Annotated in this window: 14 protein-coding genes, 1 tRNA gene and 1 pseudogene; 13 read left to right on the forward strand and 3 right to left on the reverse strand. The window is 47.0% G+C overall.

Annotated features, from left to right (window positions below; all coding sequences use genetic code 11):
• Window positions 1–173 precede the first annotated feature (173 nt).
• From AC0KUT_RS04880 to AC0KUT_RS04890, 3 genes are all read left to right on the forward strand, one after another.
• On the forward strand, window positions 174–1,904 hold the full coding sequence (locus AC0KUT_RS04880) for a DUF5597 domain-containing protein (protein WP_488833983.1): 1,731 nt from the start codon (window positions 174–176) through the stop codon (window positions 1,902–1,904).
• A gap of 52 nt (window positions 1,905–1,956) precedes the next feature.
• Window positions 1,957–4,914: a TIM-barrel domain-containing protein gene (locus tag AC0KUT_RS04885; protein ID WP_488833985.1), complete on the forward strand. Its 2,958-nt coding sequence runs from the start codon at window positions 1,957–1,959 to the stop codon at window positions 4,912–4,914.
• Between the two features lie 374 nt (window positions 4,915–5,288).
• A complete protein-coding gene (locus AC0KUT_RS04890) occupies window positions 5,289–6,251 on the forward strand; it encodes a diguanylate cyclase (RefSeq protein WP_488833987.1) in 963 nt (320 codons plus the stop codon).
• A gap of 127 nt (window positions 6,252–6,378) precedes the next feature.
• Here the strand turns inward: AC0KUT_RS04890 and AC0KUT_RS04895 are convergent, their stop codons facing one another.
• Window positions 6,379–7,521: an L-lactate dehydrogenase gene (locus AC0KUT_RS04895; RefSeq protein WP_488833989.1), complete on the reverse strand. Its 1,143-nt coding sequence runs from the start codon at window positions 7,519–7,521 to the stop codon at window positions 6,379–6,381.
• A gap of 273 nt (window positions 7,522–7,794) precedes the next feature.
• On the opposite strand from AC0KUT_RS04895, the gene fucP reads away from it, so the two are divergent.
• From fucP to AC0KUT_RS04920, 5 genes are all read left to right on the forward strand, one after another.
• Entirely contained in the window at window positions 7,795–9,120 is a 1,326-nt protein-coding gene (gene fucP / locus AC0KUT_RS04900) for an L-fucose:H+ symporter permease (protein ID WP_488833991.1), read from the forward strand.
• Window positions 9,117–9,974, forward strand: a complete 858-nt coding sequence (locus tag AC0KUT_RS04905; protein WP_488833993.1) for an amidohydrolase family protein — start codon at window positions 9,117–9,119, stop codon at window positions 9,972–9,974. Before fucP ends, AC0KUT_RS04905 begins: the two co-directional genes overlap by 4 nt.
• Before the next feature lie 350 nt (window positions 9,975–10,324).
• A complete protein-coding gene (locus AC0KUT_RS04910) occupies window positions 10,325–11,131 on the forward strand; it encodes an IclR family transcriptional regulator (RefSeq protein ID WP_488833995.1) in 807 nt (268 codons plus the stop codon).
• Window positions 11,132–13,161: 2,030 nt separating this feature from the next.
• Window positions 13,162–13,356, forward strand: coding sequence for a hypothetical protein (locus tag AC0KUT_RS04915; protein ID WP_488833996.1), 195 nt, complete (start codon window positions 13,162–13,164; stop codon window positions 13,354–13,356).
• Window positions 13,357–13,445: 89 nt separating this feature from the next.
• The gene (locus AC0KUT_RS04920) at window positions 13,446–13,964 is read left to right on the forward strand and encodes a hypothetical protein (protein ID WP_488833997.1); all 519 of its coding nucleotides are present in this window, start codon (window positions 13,446–13,448) and stop codon (window positions 13,962–13,964) included.
• Window positions 13,965–14,085: 121 nt separating this feature from the next.
• Here AC0KUT_RS04920 and AC0KUT_RS04925 read toward each other — a convergent pair whose 3' ends face one another.
• Together AC0KUT_RS04925 and AC0KUT_RS04930 are read right to left on the reverse strand one after the other, a co-directional pair.
• Window positions 14,086–14,298, reverse strand: a complete 213-nt coding sequence (locus tag AC0KUT_RS04925; RefSeq protein WP_488833998.1) for a DUF6538 domain-containing protein — start codon at window positions 14,296–14,298, stop codon at window positions 14,086–14,088.
• A gap of 131 nt (window positions 14,299–14,429) precedes the next feature.
• Window positions 14,430–14,514, reverse strand: a tRNA-Leu gene (locus tag AC0KUT_RS04930).
• 188 nt (window positions 14,515–14,702) lie between these two features.
• Here AC0KUT_RS04930 and rnr point away from each other — a divergent pair.
• From rnr to AC0KUT_RS04955, 5 genes and pseudogenes are all read left to right on the forward strand, one after another.
• Window positions 14,703–17,276 (forward strand): annotated as a pseudogene (gene rnr / locus AC0KUT_RS04935) (ribonuclease R); the annotation flags it as partial.
• Between the two features lie 749 nt (window positions 17,277–18,025).
• Window positions 18,026–18,766: a 23S rRNA (guanosine(2251)-2'-O)-methyltransferase RlmB gene (gene rlmB, locus AC0KUT_RS04940; RefSeq protein WP_488833999.1), complete on the forward strand. Its 741-nt coding sequence runs from the start codon at window positions 18,026–18,028 to the stop codon at window positions 18,764–18,766.
• Window positions 18,767–19,236: 470 nt separating this feature from the next.
• Window positions 19,237–19,893 (forward strand): hypothetical protein, encoded by a 657-nt coding sequence (locus AC0KUT_RS04945; RefSeq protein ID WP_488834001.1) that lies wholly within the window; start codon window positions 19,237–19,239, stop codon window positions 19,891–19,893.
• 203 nt (window positions 19,894–20,096) lie between these two features.
• Window positions 20,097–20,279: a DUF3012 domain-containing protein gene (locus AC0KUT_RS04950; RefSeq protein WP_488834002.1), complete on the forward strand. Its 183-nt coding sequence runs from the start codon at window positions 20,097–20,099 to the stop codon at window positions 20,277–20,279.
• Between the two features lie 284 nt (window positions 20,280–20,563).
• Complete coding sequence (locus AC0KUT_RS04955) at window positions 20,564–21,715, forward strand: AraC family transcriptional regulator (protein WP_488834004.1); 1,152 nt, start codon at window positions 20,564–20,566, stop codon at window positions 21,713–21,715.
• Window positions 21,716–21,740: the final 25 nt, after the last annotated feature.

The raw sequence follows: 21,740 nt of genomic DNA on the forward strand, positions 1-21,740 counted from the left end.
GAATTAGCCTTGCATCACGAATGTGGTGCAAGGCATTTTCGTTTTTTATGCCGCTATAAAAACTGTGTAAACCTGAGTAAATGGCCGATTAGACGCAAGCACCGAAAGGCAATTTCCATTAAAATAAATCATATATATACGTCACGCGCTAAGAATTTATTTTGGGGTTCTATATGAAGTTTCTAAAGAGTAATTTGATTCAATGTTTTGTTAATAAAGTTAGTTTAAGCGCTATTTTCTTCACAGCTTTTATCACTTGTGGGGCGACTGCTGGCAGCGATTTGCCGCAATTGGTGTCTGAAAATGGCAAGCATGCCCTCATGGTAGATGGAGCACCCTATTTAATGCTGGGAGCGCAAAGCAATAACTCCAGTAATTACCCTGCGGCTTTAAAAGACGTGTGGCCATCGGTTGAAAAAATGCACGCTAATACACTGAGTATTCCTGTGGCCTGGGAGCAGGTTGAACCGATTGAAGGAAAGTTCGATTTTTCCTATGTGGATGTATTGCTTAAGCAAGCGCGAGTGCGCGATGTAAAAGTAGTGCTGTTGTGGTTCGCTACTTGGAAAAACAATGCGCCTCACTATGCACCTGCTTGGGTTAAGTTGGATAACAAACGCTTTCCGCGCGTAGTGAAACAAGATGGCGACACCTTAAACTCTATGTCGCCGCTGGGTAAGAACACCCTTGCAGCTGATAAAAAAGCATTTGTAGAATTAATTAAGCACCTTAAAAAAGTTGATAAAGACCATACTGTCATCATGGTTCAAGTTGAAAACGAAGTGGGTAGCTATGGCACCGTGCGTGATTTTTCCCCCGCCGCGCAACAGCGATTCACTGCCCCTGTGCCGGATGACTTGCTGAATGCACTTAAATTGCCTCAAGGTAATTGGGAAAAGGTATTCGGCAAAGATGCGGATGAGTTTTTTCATGCCTATTACATCGCAAAGTATTGCAATGAAATTACGGCAGCCGGTAAAGCCATTATGCCTTTGCCCATGTATGTGAATGTGGCGCTGCGCAATCCTTACCATCCTGGGTTGCCTGGTCAGTACTCGAGTGGTGGTGGTACAGATAATGTATTGCATATTTGGAAGGCTGCGGCCCCGGCCATTGATTTAATTGCCCCAGATATTTATTTTCGCGACCACAAAACCGTTACCAAAGTATTAGATATTTATACTCGTCCAGACAATGCGCTCTTTGTGGCAGAGATTGGTAATGATCAGCCCTATGCGCGCTATCTTTACTCCACCCTTGGGAAGGGTGGCATTGGTTTTTCGCCTTTTGGTATGGACGATACTGATTACACTAACTACCCCTTAGGGGCAAAAGTGTATAACGATCAAACCATTGAACAATTTGCGCAGCACTATAGAGCCATAGCGCCGAACATGCGCGCTTGGGCAAAACTGTTGTTTGAAAATAATAGCTGGGGTTTTGCGGAGCCCGTTGATACCAGCAGTAAGCAAAAAATTTGGAATGCGGAAGCAACACCAGAAGAACAAGCACAAGGTGCAAAAAAAGAGGCGCAAGAAAAGGCCAAAATGCTGACGCAAACTGAAGATCTTGGTTTGTGGGATGTGGAGGTGACCTATGGCCGCTATATGTTCTGGATAGATCCGCCAGTGGGTAATGACCCTGCGGCAGGTGGCGCACTCATTGCTCAGCTAGGCGACAACGAATATTTGGTGACGGCCCATAAAGCGCGGGTAGAATTTAAACCGTCGGCAGAGCTGAAAGATAAAAAATACATGATAGAGCGCATAGAAGAAGGTCATTTCGAGCAAAGTAAGTGGATCATGGAGCGCGTGTGGAATGGTGACCAAACCGATTGGGGTTTGAACTTTACGGAGCGCGCCCATACTCTAAAAGTGAAAATGGCGAGCTATACCACGAATTAAGAAAAGTAGAAGATTAAGACATTAAATTTAAAACTCGTGTGAGGATAATAAAATGCTAATGGCAAAAAATAGAATTAAGCAATGCATTATGGGAGTGGCGGCTGTCACTCTCTTGCAAGCTTGTTCGAAATCTACGGAACCTGAATCAACAGTGACAACCGCTGCTGCGCAGGTACAAACTTTAGCGCAGGTTGAGCGCACAGCAGAAGGTGTAATTATTACCTTGCCGAAAGGCGAGGTTAAAAAAGTTCGTCTGCAAGTCATGTCAGAAAAAATCATCCGTGTAACTGCATTGCCTGGGGATGATTTTGGTGTGGTACCCAGCTCCATTCAAGTGGTTGCACAGCCAGCTGTGGATACCCCCTTTACCGTTGAATCCCACGGTGACAAGCTGAGTTTGAAAACAGCGCAAGTGTCTGCAGATGTGTCTTTGCTGGACGGCACTGTTAGTTTTCGCGATGCGGCGGGCAAGGTGTTGTTGAATGAAGAAGGGCGCGGCAGTTTTGACCCTGTTACCGCTGATCCTATTCAGCCTGCAGAAAATTCTTATGCGATTCGTCAGGAGTTTAATCGCGGTACTGATGAGGGTTTCTTTGGTTTAGGGCAGCATCAAAACGGTCAGGTGAACTTCGCGGGCGAAAATGTTGAGCTCACCACTTACAATCTTGTTATTTCAATCCCCTATGTAGTGTCTAGCCGTAACTATGGCGTACTTTGGGATAATAATTCCGTAACACGCTTTGGTAACCCTAGCGAAACGCAACCGCTCAATGCTGCCCTGCAGTTATTTGATGCAGAAGGCAAAGAGGGTGGTTTAACTGCGCGCTATTACGATGGCGATGAGTTGAAACTGACGCGCGTTGAAGCTGACCTTAACTATCAATTTTTAGCGAACAATTCAGTGCGTGAAGTTCCCTTCCCCGCGGAAGTTGCAGATGCTAAAAACTTACGCATTGAGTGGGAAGGCAGTATTGCCTCGGATGTGGCGGGTACACATCACTTTAAAATGTACTCATCGGGTTACGCAAAACTCTTTGTTGATGGCGAGAAAGTATTAGATCGCTGGCGCATGAACTGGAACCCTTGGTATCACACCTATGATATGACCATGAAAGCAGGTGAGAAACGAGCCATAAAAGTGGACTGGACTCCCGGCGGTGGCTATTTCCGTTTGACGCACCTCGAGCCTATGCCAGATGCTGAGCAGCACGAGTTATCCTTAACATCTGATACGGGTAAAGCGATTGACTATTATTTTGTGTTGGGTCAAAACAAAGACGAGGTGATAGCCGGTTATCGCCACCTTACGGGCAAAGCCGTTATGTTGCCTAAGTGGGTTTATGGTTTTTGGCAAAGCCGCGAGCGCTATAAATCGCAAGCAGAAATTGTAGATACCTTCAAATATTACCGCGACCATAAAATTCCTATCGACAATATAGTGCTGGATTGGTCCTACTGGCCCGAAAATGCTTGGGGCAGCCACGACTTTAATAGCAAGTTTTTCCCTGATCCAAAAGCAATGACCGATAAAATTCATGCGATGAACGGCAATATTATGATCTCCGTTTGGCCAAAATTTTATCCGACCACTGACAACTACAAAGAGTTGAATGCTAAAGGTTATATGTTCAATGGAAATTTGAAAGAAGAGAATCTCGATTGGATTGGCAAGGGCTACTTGAATGCTTTTTATGATCCCTACCCTAAAGAAGCCCAAGAAATATTTTGGAAGCAAATCAGTGAAAAAATTAATTCAAAAGGTTTCGATGCCTATTGGTTAGATGCGGCTGAGCCAGATATTCATTCCAATTTATCCTTCACCAAGCGCAAAGAAATCATGAGCCGTGAGGGTGGTATAGGTTCAGGTGCTGAGTATTTCAATTCTTATGCAATACCTAATGCAACGGCGGTTTATGATGGTTGGCGTAAAGAATCACCGGAAAAGCGTTCATTTATTTTGACTCGGTCAGGTTTCGGTGGGATTCAGCGTACAGGCTCTGCGATTTGGAGCGGAGATACATCGTCGCGCTGGGAGAACTTGAAAGAGCAGATAGCTGCAGGTGTAGGTACTGGTATGGCGGGTATGCCTAATTGGAGTTTCGATATTGGCGGTTTTACCCCTGAAGACAAGTATCGCTGGGGTAATAAAAATGGTGGCGAAGCGTTCAATGTAAATGATCTTAAACCCGAGTTGGTGGCGGATTGGCAAGAGCTGAATATTCGCTGGTTCCAGTTCGGTGCATTTGTGCCGCTCTTTCGCGCTCACGGTCAATATCCTTTCCGTGAAATTTACAGCCTCGCTAACGAAGGTACAGACGCCTATAAAACCTTGGAATCCTACATTAAGTTGCGCTATCGCTTAATGCCTTATATTTATACTTTGGCTGGCGATACTTTCCATAAAGACGGCACCATGATGCGCGGCTTGGCGATGGACTTCCCGAATGATCGTAAGGCGTGGGATATTAATAGCCAGTATATGTTTGGCCCTGCGCTTTTGGTAAACCCTGTGTACGAAGACAAGGCGCGTACACGCGATGTTTATTTGCCTGAAGGTACTGAGTGGTACAACTTCTTCACCGGTGAAAAATTAGCGGGTGGCCAAACTATTAAAGCGGATGCTCCTTTGGCGCAAATGCCGATGTTTGTTAAAGCAGGTTCAATTGTACCGACGGGCCCCGCGATTCAATTTACCGACGAAGGCTTGAATGCAGCGCTGTTAATTAATGTCTACACGGGCGCTGATGGTCATTTTGATATCTATGAAGATGATGGCCGCTCAGTGGGTTATGAAAAAGGCGAGTGGTCGCGTATTCCAGTTACCTATGACGAGACGAGCGGCACTGTCACTATAGGCAACCGCATCGGTAGTTTCCCTGCGATGGCGCAGGAGCGAAGCATTAGTGTGCGCTTTATCAGCGGCGCGGATAAAGATGCAGCAAACTTTGATACCAAAAATGTGCAGACCCTGCAGTATAAGGGCGACGAGTTGAGCGTGACACGCAACTAATCTTGCGAGCTATGAGCCCCTTGTGAAGCGATTCCAAGGGGCTTTTTTTGTTTTTATATGGCGCAAAGACTTATAGATTTATTCTCACCATATGAAGGTGTAATGCCTGCGGTGTTTCTTTGTTTCTTTGTTTCTTTGTTTCTTTGTTTCTTTGACTTGGCGAGTCACTTGCTGGAGGGGTGGCTTATGTGTGTCATGTTTTTGGCGATTAAGGCTGTGGTGATGTAAAGAATGATTAGTTATGTTTTTGGCGCATAATTCAACTGCTATACTGATTGCAGGAAGGTGAAAGTTAAGGCGAACATTAAACAGCAACTATTTCGTCTTGTGATGCGTGATTCACCTTACGCATTAGAGACAAATGCAGGTGTGATATGAAGCCTAGTATTAAAACTCAAATCGAATGTTGGATCTTTGTTGCCATACTGAGTGCGAGCCTCGGTGTTCAGGCGGCAGAGGGCGTAATTAGAGTGAATGAAGCTACCGATGGCAATGGCCGCTATGCCATGGCGATGGTTAAGTTAGCGCTGAGTAAGATTGACACCAAGTACAAAATTGTCAGTGATCTCGCTGAGGTGACACAAGCGCGCAATATTGATGACGTGGCGTCGGGTAAATCTGATCTACTTTGGGCGGCAACCAATCAAGAGACTGAAGATGTTCTGCTGCCTATTCGCATTCCGCTCTACAAAGGTTTGCTCGGTCATCGTATTTTTATTATTAATCCCGCCTCGCAACGTCGCTTTGAGCAAGTAAAAAATTTCAATGATCTTAAGTCCTTTAGTTTCGGCCAGGGAAACACTTGGGCGGATGCCGCTATTTTGGCAAAAAATGGCTTAAAAGTGGTTAAGGCCAATAAATATCAAAGCTTATTTTATATGGTTGATGGCGGGCGTTTTGATGCATTTCCGCGCGGTGTGCAGGAGCCTTGGCAGGAGTTGGTAAGTCACCCAACGCTGTCGTTGTCGGTTGAAAAACACATTATGTTGGTTTATCGCATGCCATTTTATTTGTTTGTGAGTAAACAAAATAAAGCCTTGGCGCGTGATTTGGAGCAAGGCTTAAACATCGCTATAGCCGATGGTAGCTTCGATCAAATATTTTTAAACGACCCTATGGTGAAAGATGTATTGGATAAAGCAAATCTTAGTAATCGTTTGGTCTTTGATTTAAGTAACCCTACCTTACCGAAGGAAACACCAGTTGATCGCCCCGAATTATGGCTTGATATTAAAACCTTAGGTGATGCTGCTGGGGCTCCCCATGAGCTTCCAGCTATAGTTGATGAAGCCGCAACAAATGTTATGTTGAAAGCTGTAGTTGCTGCTGCACATTAATTTTTGGTATTGGCGTAGTGTTATAGCTATAAGCTCGCCAACACAGCAATTCATTAGCAGCGCGCGATTAATTTACTGTAATTAATCGCGCGCTTTTTACATTTTATCTCTCGTTTTTTCGGCCAGTTTAGCGCTCAAGCGTCTGCATATTAATGTCCTCGATTTTGTTGCAACCCGATAAGGCCATGGCTACCCGCAGTTCTTTCGCAAAAATGTCCAATATTTCCTTCACTCCGCACTTTTGGCGCGCGGCTAGGGCATAAACCCAGGGGCGCCCAATCATCACCATTTTTGCGCCCAGCGCCAAGGCGCGCACTATGTCTACACCTGTGCGTACACCCGAGTCGAGAATAAGACTGAGATCATCGCCTATGGCGTCGGCAATGCGGGGCAAGGCTTTGATTGATGAGAGGGCACCGTCGAGCTGACGACCACCGTGGTTGGAGACTATGAGGCCATCGCAGCCGATGGTGACTGCTTGGCGCGCATCTTCCGCATCCAAAATCCCTTTGATAATGAAGTGCCCATCCCATTCGGCGCGAATAGCGTCTATATCTTTCCAGGTGACGGTAGGATCAAAGTTATTGCTCAGCCAGGTCCAGAACTCATCGATACCCGCTTTGTCGCCCAAGATGGGTTCTATGTTACCAAGGCTGTGCGGGCGGCCTAAAAGGCCTACATCCCACGCCCAATGAGGTTTTGTGATGACTTGTGCCATACGGGTCAATTTGCGTTGCCAGAGGCTGCCGCCGGAAAGCCCTGAGCGCATATCGCGATAGCGGGTGGCGGGCACGGGCATGTCAACGGTGAATAGGAGCGTGGTGGTGCCCGCCGCTTTGGCGCGCGCGAGTACTTCGCGCAGGAAGCCGCGGTCGCGCATCATGTACAACTGAAACCAAATAGGCTGAGTGACGCCCGCGCGTACCTCATCAATGGCGCAGGCAGAAACAGTCGATAAGCAAAAGGGAACGCCAGCCTCTTCGGCAGCCTGCGCGGCTTGTACTTCACCGCGGCGTGCATTAAGGCCTGCGATGCCAACGGGTGAAAGACCGAGGGGGAGTGCCATGTCTTGGCCAAAAAGATGGGTTTTGGTCGATACTTGAGATATGTCGCGCAGGACCCGCTGGCGCAGCGCTATCTTCTGCATGTCCAACTGGTTGTTGCGCAGGGTGGTTTCGCTGAAGGCGCCCCCATCAATATATTCGAATAAAAAGTGCGGTAAGCGTTTGTGTGCGAGTAAGCGATAGTCGTCGATATTGGCGAGAATCATGGTGATTTATGCTCAGCGAATGGGGTTGTTGTGGTGCGTTATAGTTTATCTGACTCCATGCTAGCATCTTTTATGGATAAACTATATTTTACAAGTGAAGTTTTGCGCTGTAGATTGAGCGAGGTGCTAGTCTGTATTCAAGGCCAGTATTATTTGTGACTATCGGTGAGGGATGTGTGCGGTTCTGCATAACTTACGCGCTCAGCGCAATGATTCTCCATCCTAATAATGAAAAACAGAGCTCAGTCTTAATGCTGTGTCCATGGAGTTACAATGAATTCTAACCCTAAGCCCGTCGGCGCGCTCGCGCCGCTTGTTCTGATTATCAGCCTCTTCTTTCTCTGGGGCATGGCCAATAACCTCAATGATATTTTGATCACCCAGTTTAAAAAGGTTTTTACCCTGTCTGACTTAAAGGCGGGTTTAGTGCAGTCTGCGTTTTATACGGGTTACTTTGTCTTTTCTATTCCTGCAGCTTTGTGGATGAAGCGTTTTGGTTACAAGGCGGCGGTGGTGTTCGGGTTGTTGCTCTATGCGCTGGGCGCCTTCATGTTTTATCCCGCGGCTGAAGCGCGTGAGTACAGTTTGTTTTTAGGGGCTTTATTTATTATCGCCAGTGGCCTCGCCTTTTTGGAAACCTCAGCCAATCCCTTGATTGTGGCGATGGGCGACCCGGCGGGCGCTGAGCGACGCTTGAACTTTGCGCAATCCTTTAACCCGTTTGGGTGCATCGCCGGCATTTTTATCGGGCGCGAATTTATTCTATCGGGCCATGAGCCAACCGCCGCAGAGCTGGCGGCTATGACCGCAACCGAGCTGGAGCATTTTTATCAGCTTGAATCCCAAACAGTTCAGGGGCCTTATCTGGCCGTGGGCGCATTGGTATTGTTATGGGCGCTGCTGGTTTATTGCGTGCGCTTTCCTGCCTTGGCGACTCAGGCTTCTTCTGCAGAAGAGCAGGCGAGCTGGGCTGATTACAAATCCCTGCTGCGCAATGGTCGTTTTATGTTCGGTGTCACAGCGCAGTTTTTTTATGTGGGCGCGCAGGTTTGCCTGTGGAGTTTCATGATTCGCTATGGGCAAGAGGCTGTACCCGGTACGGGCGAAAAGATCCTAGCTAACTATTTAATGGCAGCCTTGGTGATTTTTATGTTGGGGCGCTTTGTCGCCACCGCGCTGATGAGTCGGGTGCGCGCCGCGTGGCTTATGTGGGTCTATGCCCTTGCGAACATAGGGCTCTGTGCCTATGCCGCGTTTGTGCCTAGTTACATGGGTCTCTTGGCCTTGGTCGCCACCAGTTTCTTTATGTCCTTAATGTTCCCCACTATTTTTGCTCTGGCGTTGAAAGATTTGGGCGGTCAGGCAAAAGCGGGTTCCTCCTTATTAGTTATGGCGATTATAGGCGGCGCGGTATTAACTGCGCTGATGGGCTGGGTGTCTGATGTGAGCTCAATCCATAGTGCGGTACTGGTGCCACTGCTGTGCTTTGTGGTGATTGCAGCCTACGCACGCGTGCGCGATAAGGCCCAAGTTGCCGCAGCACAGCTGGGAGTGCAAGCAACGCTCGCTACCAAGAGCGAAGAGGCTGCCTCTTCGTGATAGATGCGCACCATCATTGCTGGCAATTAGGTCGTAACGACTGTGTTTGGCCTACCGCCGACTTGGTTCCTATTTATCGCGATGCTGCGCTAGACGAGTTTGTTCCCCTCGCGCGTGCTGCGGGTGTGATGGGTTCTGTGCTCGTCCAGTCGCAAGAAAGTGATAGGGATACGGATTATTTGCTGGCTATTGCAGCGCAAACTGATTTTGTAAAAGCGGTAGTCGGTTGGGTGGATTTGATCGCTGAGACAGCTCCAGCACGTATTGCTCAGTTGGCGCTGCAACCTAAGTTGCGTGGCTTACGCCCTATGTTGCAGGCCATCCCCGACAGCAACTGGATGCTGGGTGATGATCTGGCGCCAGCTATATCCGCCATGGTGGAGCATGGCTTGTGTTTTGATGCGCTGGTCACGGCGCGTCATCTCCCTGCGCTATATGCATTTGCGCAGCGCTACCCCAACTTGCGGATAGTCATAGACCATGGTGCTAAACCAAATATAGCGGCTCAATCTGCGCAGCAGTTTGCCCAATGGCAGCAGGAGATGGTGCGTTTGGCAGGTTTGCCGCAAGTCTATTGCAAGCTGTCAGGGTTGATAACTGAGGCGGCGGCACATCAAGCTGAGGCAGACTTAACGCCTTACATCACATATTTGTACCGTGTTTTCGGCGCTGAGCGCTTGATGTGGGGCAGTGATTGGCCGGTAGTGCACTTGGCCGCCAACACTGCTTTTGCGAGCTATGAGGCTTGGTTGAGCGCATCGCTAGCGGTGTTGAGTGGTAATCACACTCTTAGCCATCAAGACGTGCGCGCTATTTTTGGTGAAACCTGCCTAAATTTTTATCAAGTTGGGTAAAGAGGCAATAGCCAAGGTGAGTTATTGGCGTAGAATCCTGAGTGTTTTTACCTATGAATGATTGTTATTTGCTTGGATTCATCGGATGATAATCTCTGGGTGGCACCTAAATTCATTTTTTGGTGCTGGGCGCTAGCTGTTATTTTTACTGGTGACAAAAAATCTTATAAATACACGATAACCTAATTTCAACAAGACTGAAAACTAGGCCTATAAATAATGCGAGGTAAAAAGGCACTCAACTAAGGGTAAATAAGAGCTGTAGCTAGCGACAATGAATTAATAAACTTGCGACAAACAATAAGAAATACAACATGTAACACAACAATAGGTTTAATAAGAGAGGCGCAATGACTTCCCCCGCAAAGACCGATTTACCGACAAAAGATAGTGAAAATACTGATGAGGCTGAGCGTAAATATCGCGCCCCGGCCCTCGAAAAAGGCCTGGACGTACTAGAACTATTAGCGCGCAGCCCAAACCCAATGACCACATCACAAATGGCGGCAACGTTAGGGCGCTCAGTGAGCGAGCTATTCCGCATGGTATTGGCGCTGGAGTTTCGCGGCTATATAGCGCCATCCCCCGATGGCCGCGATGGCTATGTGTTAACTAGCAAACTGTTCACCTTGGGGATAGCGCAGGGTTCGGCAAAAACCCTACTAGAAATTGCCTTGCCAGTGATGAAAGAACTGAGCCGAGAGCTGGGTCAATCCTGTCATTTAACCGTTCCCTCGGGCGATCAAATTGTGGTGGTGGCGCGTTTGGAAAGCCCCATGGATTTAGGCTTTTCAGTGCGTATCGGCTATCGCCGTCGCCTAATTGACACCCATTCGGGCACTCTGCTTTACGGCTTGTCTAAGCCTGAGGTGCAAGCCAGTTGGTTGCCTGTGCTTTCAGCGGGAGAAGATTTGGAACGCATCGAGCGCTTTTTAATGAAGTCGCGCAAGGCTGCGGAAATGGGCTCAGTGCAACAGCCGAGCGATTTTGTTGATGGGGTAACGGATTTCTGTATGCCCATCATGGGCAATCAGGGTGCCATAGCGGTAGTAATAGTACCCTTTATTTTCATCAAATCTCACTCCGTGACCCCCGAGCGTGTGTTGGAACGTTTACGGGTTGCAGTGGATAAGATATCTGCGGAATTAGTGGATTAGCGCTGATACCTTGTTTGTAGCGAGACTGCTTTTTAAACGACCACTTTTTATATAAAGTCGGCTTTATGTACTTGTAGAAATTGATGGTTGTGATGTTGAGTGAAGCGGATAGTAAGGCAGGTTCCTTGATTGTCTGCATAAGGAACCGCGCCGGAGACCACTGGCTTTACTTCTTTTTGGTGGTATAACCTTTGGCTTGGTAAGCTTCACTGATATGCGAATTTACGATTTTTAAATGCCCCGATTACCCCATGAAAGTGTGTGCGAGGTTCCTTTCCTCGATCATCCAAAACAAAACTTTATGTTTACCTAAAACAATTTGAAATATCTTTGCGGTTGAACTGTGCGAATGGTCCAGTTTATTGCAGCGTAAAATGCGTATCTTTTCTCTGATGGCTTTAATGGTGTTGACAGCGGTTAATTATTGTTTGAATTTTCTTTTTTTATCGAGTGATAGGTTTAATTTTTTTGGCGGGTTTTTCTTTGGTGTCATCGCGGGCAATTCTGGCTTGTTTTAAACTAAGACGCGGAAAACGCCTACGCCCAAAGTTTTTGTTTTTTTATGAGTCGCAAAGCAAGTTGCCAGCATTCGGTGTTCGAGGTTAAATCTTGATACCAACAAAAAAGTGGGATTGAAAGAGGCTTAGCTGGACATCATTGGAGTCTAAAAACGCAAAAACCCGCTAAATTAGCGGGTTCTCGGACTGTGTGAGACTAGCTCATACCTATAAATGGTCAGAAGAGGACTTGAAATTCATTAATAACTTGTTGATTATAAATAATAATTATATTGCTGTTTTAGATGGATACCGCCACTGATACCGTCAAGTGTATTGCGCTACCCCCCTATCTGGGGGTGCTTAGTAAACGCCATGAAAAATATTTTTAATTATTTTCATATTCAGCCGCTTTTGAGACGCTTATCTCCCAACTACCACTACAACCCCCTATAGCTGATCATCTTTGGCGCTTTTGTGCGGGCGGCGGCTCCGTAAGTTGAAACCCACGGGGAAGAACCTAAAGGGTGGGGGTACCTCCTTGCATTTAGTTAATCAGTTAACACCTACACTTAACAAAATCCGTTAATAGGGAGATTTTCTGCGCGTGAGATAGGGTGCGGTCAGGGCTGGCATTCATCCTCACAGCTAGCACGCCCCCCTGGTAGCTGCAGGGCAGCATTAAGAGCATCGGACTAATATCTTTAGATAGGAATAATTAAAACAGGCCATCGCCTTTTTAGTGCGCTAAACCCCAATATAAGTTACCCTCCCCCCTCTAAAATTTCACCTGTCGTAAACGCGGGACTAAAGCGGCGGTCAGGCCCATAGCAGCCCTAGATATTTACCCACCCCTCCCTAGGTGGTGAATTTCCTTTCAATTCATCTCACGTAAAAATATGCCTGAGGGTGCGGTGTCCAGTTAATCCCCTCCAAGGTTTAAACCCACCCCACCCCACGTGGACTAATGCCAGGTAATTGGAACAACTCGAAGCCAACTTAACTTTCAAAAAAAGCTAATCACTATAAATCTGTTAGCCATCTTTTGCTCTCGCTATACCGTGGAACATAGCGCGCCAATAGCACCCCATTAGGGGGCGGGGGGATTAGTTATATTTAGGGCGGATACCAGCTACCTGCTTTTTTACGTGGGGAATGTGGAGGACGATTTTCAAGCTGTTGATTTATATAACATTAAGTTGCTAAAAGTTCCCCAAATACTGTTCCCCTGCTACACCCAATAGAAGGGGACATCATGGTACAGAATGCTGTACCACTATAGCCCTGCATGCTGTACTACTAAATCTATTAGCGTCCAATGTAATCCTATAGCATTTGCTACTCATAAAAGATACATTACTCTATAGTTATACTACCTTGCAGATGGGCCAACTTACACGATGTCATAACGCTATAAGTCTTGGCTCTGTGAAACATTAAACTTACGGCAAGTTTTAGACTCTTAACTTACAGATTTGCACGAATAGATTCAGTTGCACCTTTTGCACTGCTACAGCCCTACTGGATACTTATATGAACGCACGTACTCTTACACGTACTCTTAAAAGCACCGAACAACGTCAAGCAGAAGCTTTAGGTAAGTCTATACGTGCAGAGGTTAAGCGATTCAAAGCTGAAGGCACCAAAGCTGAAGCGATCAAGATACTTAAGCGAGCAGGCATCCTTGCTGCTAATGGCAAACTGGCCAAACCATATCGCACCGAGTAATCCGCTCGGTGTACCGCTCATATCCCGCACTACTAATAGGCTTTCACGGTTGCACAAAAACTAGGGCAGAAGCTTTGGTTTCTGGTGGAATGAAATTTAAAGCTAGTAGCAATAACTATGACTGGCTTGGTTCAGGCATGTACTTTTGGGAAAACAACCCAGAACGAGCCCTTGAATACGTACAAGAGCACATTAAAAGACACGATATAAAAGATAACCCGGCTGTTGTAGGTGCAGTACTAGACCTTGGTCATTGCTTTAATCTGCTTGAGAAGCATCACATTGATAACCTAAAGAACACCTACCCTCTTCTTGTAAATCTGATGGAGATTACAGGAACCCCTCTCCCGCAAAACACTGTAGGTGCCGACAAACTAAAGCGCCATTTAGATCGGGCAATTATTGAGTTGCATCATCATCTAAATGAAAGCGTCGATGAAATGCAGCCTTTTGACTCGGTGAGAGGAGTATTCCAAGAGGGAGAGGAGGCATACCCTGGGGCAGGCTTCCGTGAAAAATCTCATATTCAAATTGCTATCCGCAATTCCAATTGCATTAAAGGTTTCTTCTGGCCTAGAGAACTAGATCCCAAGTTTGACCGAGTTTAAACACCTACCGCAAAAACCCCATCATGGCCATCAAAGCGAACCTTGCCGGTGTCGGTAAACGCTTTAGCTATCGCTTGTAAGGTGCGAATCTGTGCCCCTTCTAAGACACCATTAATAAGCTCTAGTTTGGTTTCATTTGTAGCTTAGTAAAAAGGTCATCAGCCTGAGATGCATAGCGTCTGGCAAGTTTTAATGCAGTGGGGCGATGATAGGTTTTAAGGGATTTTGTGATCGCCTTTTTCCCAGCAAACAGAGGGAGAAGGTGGATCGGTATCTTAATGCGGAATAAGAATCCGCCATGTCTATCTATAGCTAAGTAGGTTGGTGCAGGCATGTGCGAATCCCTTTGGGATACACACCAAAGTGTCACACCTAACAAAGAACTTGGGGAAAGTAGAGCGGGTTATTAGAGTATTCGCGCTCTAAACGGTCTATAAGGCCGTTGGAGCGCGAATTCTAAATCTTTGGTGCCCAGAAGAGGACTTGAACCTCCACGACTTGCGTCACCAACACCTGAAGCTGGCGTGTCTACCAATTTCACCATCTGGGCATAATCAGCGGTAGCTGAGGCCGCGCACTATAAATATCGGCCTTTGGCTTGTCAACGGCTAGTTGTGGATAAAGCTATTTTATTTTATGGCTAAACAGGGTATTAGTGGGTTTGTCATGCGCGCTGCCCTATAATTGCGCCATTGCGGAGGTTTTCCGCACACCAATTTCCCTTAAAGGACACTTATTTTGAGCAAAAAACGATCCCCGCAGCGCGATCCCTTCGCGGCCCGTGAGGCCGAAAAATACGAAAACCCTATCCCCAGTCGCGAATTCATTTTGGATTTGCTCGATACGGCCGACCAGCCGATCACTCATGTACAGATGTGCGAGATGCTCAAGCTGAGCGATGAAGATCAAGTCGAGGCACTGCGCCGCCGTTTGATCGCCATGGCGCGCGATGGCCAGTTAATTAGTAATCGCCGCGATGCTTATGTGCGTTTGGATAAAATTGCGGTAGTGCGGGGCAGAGTGCAAGGGCATCGCGATGGTTTTGGTTTTGTGATTCGCCCTGATGGCGAAGATGATATTTATTTGCACAATCGCCAGATGCGCAAGGTGTTTGATGGCGATGAGGTGCTGGTGCGCCTTTCGGGCGAGCAGTATCGCGGTAAGGAAGAGGGCGCTATTGTTGAAGTATTACAGCGCAACACGCAGCAGTTAGCAGGGCGCTTTTTTAATGAAGACGGCCTGCAGTTTGTGCGCCCCGAGAATGCGCGCATTACCCAAGATATAATGATTCCTTTCGGCAGCTATGGCGGCGCGGCGCACGGTCAGATAGTCGTAGCTGAGATTACCCAGCAGCCAGATAAAAATCGCCCGCCAATGGGTCGCGTGCTCCAAGTGTTGGGTGATCACATGGCGCCCGGCATGGAAATAGAGTTGGCGATTCAGGCCCACTCTATTCCCTATGAGTGGCCAGAAGACGTTTCTATCGAAGCTTCAAAAATTGCGCCCGAGGTGTTGGCGAAGGATAAATTGCATCGCGTAGATGTGCGTCACTTGCCGTTTGTGACGATTGACGGTGAGGATGCGCGCGACTTCGATGATGCGGTGCTCTGTGAAAGACGCAAAGGTGGATGGCGCTTATATGTGGCGATTGCCGACGTGTCGCACTATGTACAAGTTGAAAGCGCCTTAGATATTGAAGCGCGCGCGCGCGGCAACTCGGTGTACTTCCCCGATTATGTTGTGCCTATGTTGCCTGAAGCTCTGTCTAACGGCCTCTGTTCGCTCAACCCTCATCTCGACCGCCTGTGTATGGTGTGTGAAATGAACATTAGTGATGCGGGGCGCATTACTGGCTACCAATTCTATGAAGGCGTGATGTACTCACATGCACGACTTACTTATACCAAAGTGGGTGAAATTCTTACCGGTAGCGGCACTGAGTCAGAGGCATTGCGCGCTGAATATTCTGCTGTGGTGCCACAGCTTGAATTGTTGCATAAGTTGTATAAATGTTTGCGTATAGCGCGCGATGAACGCGGTGCGATTGATTTTGAAACCGTAGAAACGCGTATTCAATTTAACGATGAACGCAAAATTGAACGCATAGTGCCCGTAAAACGCAATGATGCGCACAAGTTGATTGAAGAGTGCATGCTCTGTGCAAACGTGAGCGCGGCTAAATTTTTAGAGAAACACAATTTAGTTGGCCTCTATCGTGTGCATGAAGGCCCTACGGATCAAAAGCTAACGAATTTACGCGCTCTCTTATCTGAATTGGGTTTGGGTTTGGCCGGTGGCGATAAACCCAGTTCGGGTGATTACCAGCAATTGATGCAGTCGATTCAAGGGCGCGCCGATTCCAATATGATTCAAACCGTGATGCTGCGCAGCTTGCGTCAAGCGATGTACCAAGTAGAAAATCATGGCCACTTTGGTTTAGGTTACGAAGCCTATACTCACTTTACCTCGCCTATTCGCCGCTACCCCGACTTGATGGTACATCGTGCGATTCGCTCGGTCATTCGCAGTGAAACTCCGAGTACACATGTGCGCCGTGTTGATACTGCTAAGCCAATTCCGCTGCGTAAAATTTATCCTTACTCAGTGAATGATGTCGTTACTATTGGCGAGCAATGTTCGCGTACTGAACGCCGCGCCGATGAGGCTACACGCGATGTGGTGAGTTGGCTGAAGTGTGAATACCTGCGCGATCAAGTGGGCGCTATTTTTGATGGTCATATCAGTTCGGTAACCGGTTTTGGTTTGTTCGTTGAGCTCAATGACTTATATGTTGAAGGTTTGATTCATATCACCGCACTGCCCCATGATTACTATCGTTTTGAGCCTGCGCAGCATCGCCTTGTGGGCGAGCGCACGCGTAAAGTATTTGGTTTGGGCGATGAGTTGGTAGTGCGTGTTGTACGTGTTGATTTAGATAATCGAAAAATTGATTTTGAATTGGAAGGTGTGGGCGCTGTACGCAAGCCCAAATCATCTGTTAAGCCTAAAGCGGCTGCACGCGGTAAAGGTGGGCGTAAAACGGGCGGTAAGAATGCACCGAAACATGCCAATGCGCCCATGACGAAGCAAGTACCACTACTGCCGCCCTTGGCTGATGCTGCGGCTAAGGTTGTAGAAACGGTTAAGGCTAAAAAGGCAGTGGGTACAGCAATAAAAGCACCCGCGCTAAAAGCTGCTTTACCAAAATCGCAAGCGGCATCTTCTAAGGCAAAAGCGGTTGCATCAAAGTCAATCGTATCTAAAACAGCAGCGCCTACAGCAAGCGCAGCTAAAGTTACTGCTGTTAAATCAGCTGCTGTCAGTAAAGCTGCAGATGTTAAAAAGCCTGCTGCTAAAAAAGTGCAAGCGGTTAAAGCGGCAGGAAAAGTTGCCTCACCTAAGGTGATAACTGCAGCCAGTAAAAAACCAGCTGCAACACTTAGCTCGGCAGAGAAAAAACTAGCAGCGGCAAAGGCGGCGGTGGATAAGGCGGTGCGCACTCAGGCTTCTGCTTCGCCTAAAGCGGCAGTAGTTAAGGTTGCCCAAAAGGTTGCTGCAAAAGCTCCGGCTAAAGCAGGAGTAAAATCGGCAGCTAAAGTTGGCGCGGCTAAGGTCGCGGTCCCCGCACCTAAGCTGTCGCGTGCAGCGCGTAAAGCAGCCAATGAAACCACACAAAAACAACAAATCAAAACAAAAGCTCCGGCACAGCCGAACGTAAAAGTAAAAGCCACAGCGGCAGTAGCAGGTGATATAAATGCCCCTAAAGGTAAAAAAGATGCAGGCAAAACAACGCCAACAACAGTACAACCAACAGCGGCGAAATCTACAAAGAAATCGCCTGTCACTCCAGCGCCGAAGGTTACTGCTAAAAGAAAGGTGGTTAAGCCTACGCAATCGGATTAATCGCTGGTTGCAGGGCGAGCTTATGGCCGAGGTGCGCGTAGAGCGTGCGGAAGAGGTGGCGGCATCTGCAGCTAAGTCGCTCCCTTCGGAGCGGTAAAAGACTAGGGTGGTTTTTTTACGTTAACATTATTGTTGTATAGATTCGAAGGGTTGATGAGTTGAAGCGTGAAAATATTTTTGGCCTGCATTCAGTACAGGCATTACTTAAGAGTGCGCCTCAGCGCATTTTAGAAATTTTTATTCTGCAGGGGCGCACCGATCAGCGTCTGCAAAAAATCATTAATGGCGCGGAAGTGAATGACATTCACTGCCAAGTGTTGAGCCGCAGCAAACTCGATGAAATGGCGGGTGATGAAAATCACCAGGGTGTTGTGGCCATATGTAAACCAGGCGAGACTCATGATGAAGCATTTTTATTTCAGCTCATTGAAGGTCTTAATGTCCCCCCCTTTTTGTTGATTCTTGATGGCGTTACCGACCCCCATAATTTGGGCGCCTGTATGCGCTCGGCTGAGGCGGCAGGTGTGCACGCCGTGATAATGCCTAAGGATAAGTCGGCGGGCCTCACGCCTGTTGCACGTAAAGTTGCCTGCGGTGCTGCGGAGGTTTTACCCTTGGTGCCGGTTACAAATTTGGCGCGCACCTTGAAAAAATTACAAGATCAAGGCATTTGGTTGTTTGGTGCGGCGGGTGAAGCAGAGCAATCGGTTTACCAAGCGAATCTCACCGGACCTATCGCCATTTTAATGGGCGCAGAAGGCGATGGTTTACGGCGCTTAACGCAAGATACCTGCGACCACCTTATCAATATTCCTATGGCGGGTACCGTTAGCAGTTTGAATGTGTCGGTAGCGACGGGTGTTTGTTTGTTTGAAGCGGTGCGCCAGCGCAACAGCTAATATTTAGTTAGACCTTGCCGTAAAAAATGCCGAAGCTAGTTGTTAGCTTCGGCATTTTTTTGTTTCTTGTGTATGGCTGCGGTTGGTTAATTATTCACTTTTCGGCAGGTTTGCGGACATATTTTCAATAACGCTATATTTATTTAGCTTGGTTGCTGCTGGTGGCATGGATCTGGCCTATAGTTCGGGTAAGTTTTGCACCTTTCCATGTTTGAGTGGAAAAGTGAGCTGTTCTAGGGGGGGGAAGGTGCGTTGTACAACACTGGGTTTGTTGCCGCGCATATCTACGCGACGGCAGGTTAAGCAAGGTGAGTTTATTCGTTTAGTGTGCTTGTATGTATGTATGTATGTATGCCTGCGTTGCGTAATATCTTGCTGCTAGTAACCCATTAAATACTCACGTAAGGTTTGCAAATTTTTATCTGGTAGCCCACAAAAATCACATAATTCATCATAAAAAGGTTTCAAGCATGAAAAAATTACTCAGTATTGCCTGTCTTGTATTGGCTCCAATGGCACAGGCGCTAGATGCTCCTGCAGCCCTTATACCGGCAGGCTTAGCACCGGGCAGTCAGTTCTATATTATCTTTGCCACATCAACTACCACCCCCGGCAATCTATCGGTAGCGGGCTTTAATAGCTTTGTAAATACTGCCGCCGATCTTAGCTCCATTAAGGGTACTGACAACCCTACCCTTACTTGGCAAGCCTGGCTTGCTCATGATGACGGTACCGTACAAACACTGTCATTATTTGCAGATACGACCCGTCCCATTTACAACACCAACGGCGACCTTCTCGCCAATAACCGCGCTGATTTATTAGACGGCACCCTTTCAACGGCTATTGCTTACGATGAAGCCGGGGTTTCAGCTGGACCAACTCAGGTATACACAGGGGCAGACTCTTTAGGAAACAGTATGGGTGTAAATGATGACACATTAGGTGGTACGGATGCCGCCACCGATGGCTGTGGGTATACCTCACGAACCTCAGCTACTATGGGCCTTGGTGGCTTATATGGTGGAGTAGGTTGCGTCGGCCTCGCTAAAATGTATGCAGTTTCTCCGTTATTGACGGTTCCTGCGGGAGTTGGTGCTAGTGCCTCTGCATTTAATTGGGATTAAGCTAGTGCAGGTGTGAGCACACACCAACTACTTCAAGTCGCGGTTAAATGAATAAAAAAACTCCACCTAAAAAGTGGAGTTTTTTTATATTTTGTTAAACATTAGTTACTTACACGAATCCTTCGAGTTGGGGCTTGGCTGCGATTGTGTTAGTTTTACTGACTGGAATTTGGCTGTTTACATAGTGATAAAGGGTGAGTGAGATGATGGGGCAATTAAAGAAATTAGTAGTGTTGGGCGCAGCTTGTTTGGTGTTGCAGGCGTGTGCGCCTAAGGTGGGTAGTCCTGAATGGTGTGAAAAGATGGATGCAACCCCTAAGGGGGATTGGACGATGAATGATGCGAGCGAATATGCAAAAAATTGTGTCTTTAGAAAAAGTAAGTAAGTTTTTTCGCGATTGAGCTGGCCTCATATTTGTATGGGTTTCGATCTTCGTGTTGATGTTGGTTGTATTGCCGTAATTTCAATCCTATGACGTGAAGATCGAAAAGTCATTTATATAAAAATTGTTCATGTGATAGCTGTTCATGCGCAAGCTTTTTATGAAAAGATAATGGGTAAGCTATGGTAAGTAGTAGATATTGCACTTATGCGGATAGCGTATAGTGTCTGCCTTCGTTTATCTACGGTAACCGCATGTTGGTCGTGTGCGGTAGTGAGATCACAATAATGAAATCAACATTTTTAAATCTACATGAAATAGTACTTTTACTTACCATAGTAGAAACACTTTTTTTGTGTGCAGCACTTTTACTCCTGCCGCGTAGTCGCGCGCAGCCACGTAAGCTATTAGCACTTTTTTTTATGCTTGTTGTGGGGACATTGGCAACTACGCTGATGATTTGGAATAGTTACTTACAAACGTTAGCGCCCGCGCATTGGGTTATGTTGCCTTTGATTTTATCTGTGTGTTTGTTGTTGCAAGGGCCTGTACTTTATTTATATTTGCGCTCCCTTTCAATGGAGCTGCGATTGTTGCACTGGCGCAACCTGATTCATTTGTTGCCGTCTATGTTGGTTGCAGGGCTGATTGTAGGTTTTGGGATTGATGTGACTGTTTGGCTGCCGTGGAACTGGGCAAGCTTACCCCCTGCACAATTACTGGCACTGCAATGGGTTTGGGCATTGGTAAAGTGCTTGCCTTTAGTTTATGTGCTGGCGTGCTTTTATGCGGAATTCCGTTTGCGTCAGCAGTTGAAACAGCATTATGCAACGCTTTCGACTCGGGAATTGCTCTGGGCTGAGATTATTCTAGGCGGCTTTTTTGTGCATTGGATCTGGTCGTTTGTGGGGTATGTGTTAGGTGATTATCTTAGCCCAACCATGAATGATTTAATGGGGATCCTTAATAATTACTTTACGGTTGTTTTGGTGAATGGTTTGTTTTTATTTGCGCTTTACAATACGCGTGAATTGTTTGAAGGGGCCATGGGGGCGCCGGATACAGAGGATGCAAAAAAGCCTGAGCAGTCAGATCAACAGGTTAAATTAAAGCTCATCGAGCGAGGTATAACCGAGCAACGGCTGCATCTTGAAAGTCAGGTGAACTTGGAGCGTTTTGCAGAACAGATCAACTTAAAACCGCGCGACTTGTCGGCGCTGCTTAATAACCATTATAAGCAAAACTTTTTTGAGTTTATTAATGGTCACAGAGTCAATGAGGCCAAGCGTCTTTTAGCTTCACCTGAGTGCGCACAGGATACAATTTTAGATATTATTTATCGCTCGGGCTTTAACAGTCAGTCTGCATTTCATCGTTTTTTTAAACGATTGGAGGGTGTGACTCCCACCGAATACCGCAAAACACATTTGGTTAAATAGTGCTTACATCATGGCGATAGATGGT

The organism is Cellvibrio sp. 25HG11W-0 (assembly GCF_057815475.1).

Coding starts and splice junctions, on each gene's coding strand:
- fucP (WP_488833991.1), top strand. CDS start 7,795: ATGAATTCTAACCCTAAGCCCGTCGGCGCGCTCGCGCCGCTTGTTCTG.
- AC0KUT_RS04915 (WP_488833996.1), top strand. CDS start 13,162: ATGAACGCACGTACTCTTACACGTACTCTTAAAAGCACCGAACAACGT.
- AC0KUT_RS04880 (WP_488833983.1), top strand. CDS start 174: ATGAAGTTTCTAAAGAGTAATTTGATTCAATGTTTTGTTAATAAAGTT.
- AC0KUT_RS04890 (WP_488833987.1), top strand. CDS start 5,289: ATGAAGCCTAGTATTAAAACTCAAATCGAATGTTGGATCTTTGTTGCC.
- AC0KUT_RS04920 (WP_488833997.1), top strand. CDS start 13,446: ATGAAATTTAAAGCTAGTAGCAATAACTATGACTGGCTTGGTTCAGGC.
- AC0KUT_RS04955 (WP_488834004.1), top strand. CDS start 20,564: ATGAAATCAACATTTTTAAATCTACATGAAATAGTACTTTTACTTACC.
- AC0KUT_RS04885 (WP_488833985.1), top strand. CDS start 1,957: ATGCTAATGGCAAAAAATAGAATTAAGCAATGCATTATGGGAGTGGCG.
- AC0KUT_RS04910 (WP_488833995.1), top strand. CDS start 10,325: ATGACTTCCCCCGCAAAGACCGATTTACCGACAAAAGATAGTGAAAAT.
- AC0KUT_RS04945 (WP_488834001.1), top strand. CDS start 19,237: ATGAAAAAATTACTCAGTATTGCCTGTCTTGTATTGGCTCCAATGGCA.
- AC0KUT_RS04925 (WP_488833998.1), bottom strand. CDS start 14,298: ATGCCTGCACCAACCTACTTAGCTATAGATAGACATGGCGGATTCTTA.
- AC0KUT_RS04950 (WP_488834002.1), top strand. CDS start 20,097: ATGATGGGGCAATTAAAGAAATTAGTAGTGTTGGGCGCAGCTTGTTTG.
- AC0KUT_RS04895 (WP_488833989.1), bottom strand. CDS start 7,521: ATGATTCTCGCCAATATCGACGACTATCGCTTACTCGCACACAAACGC.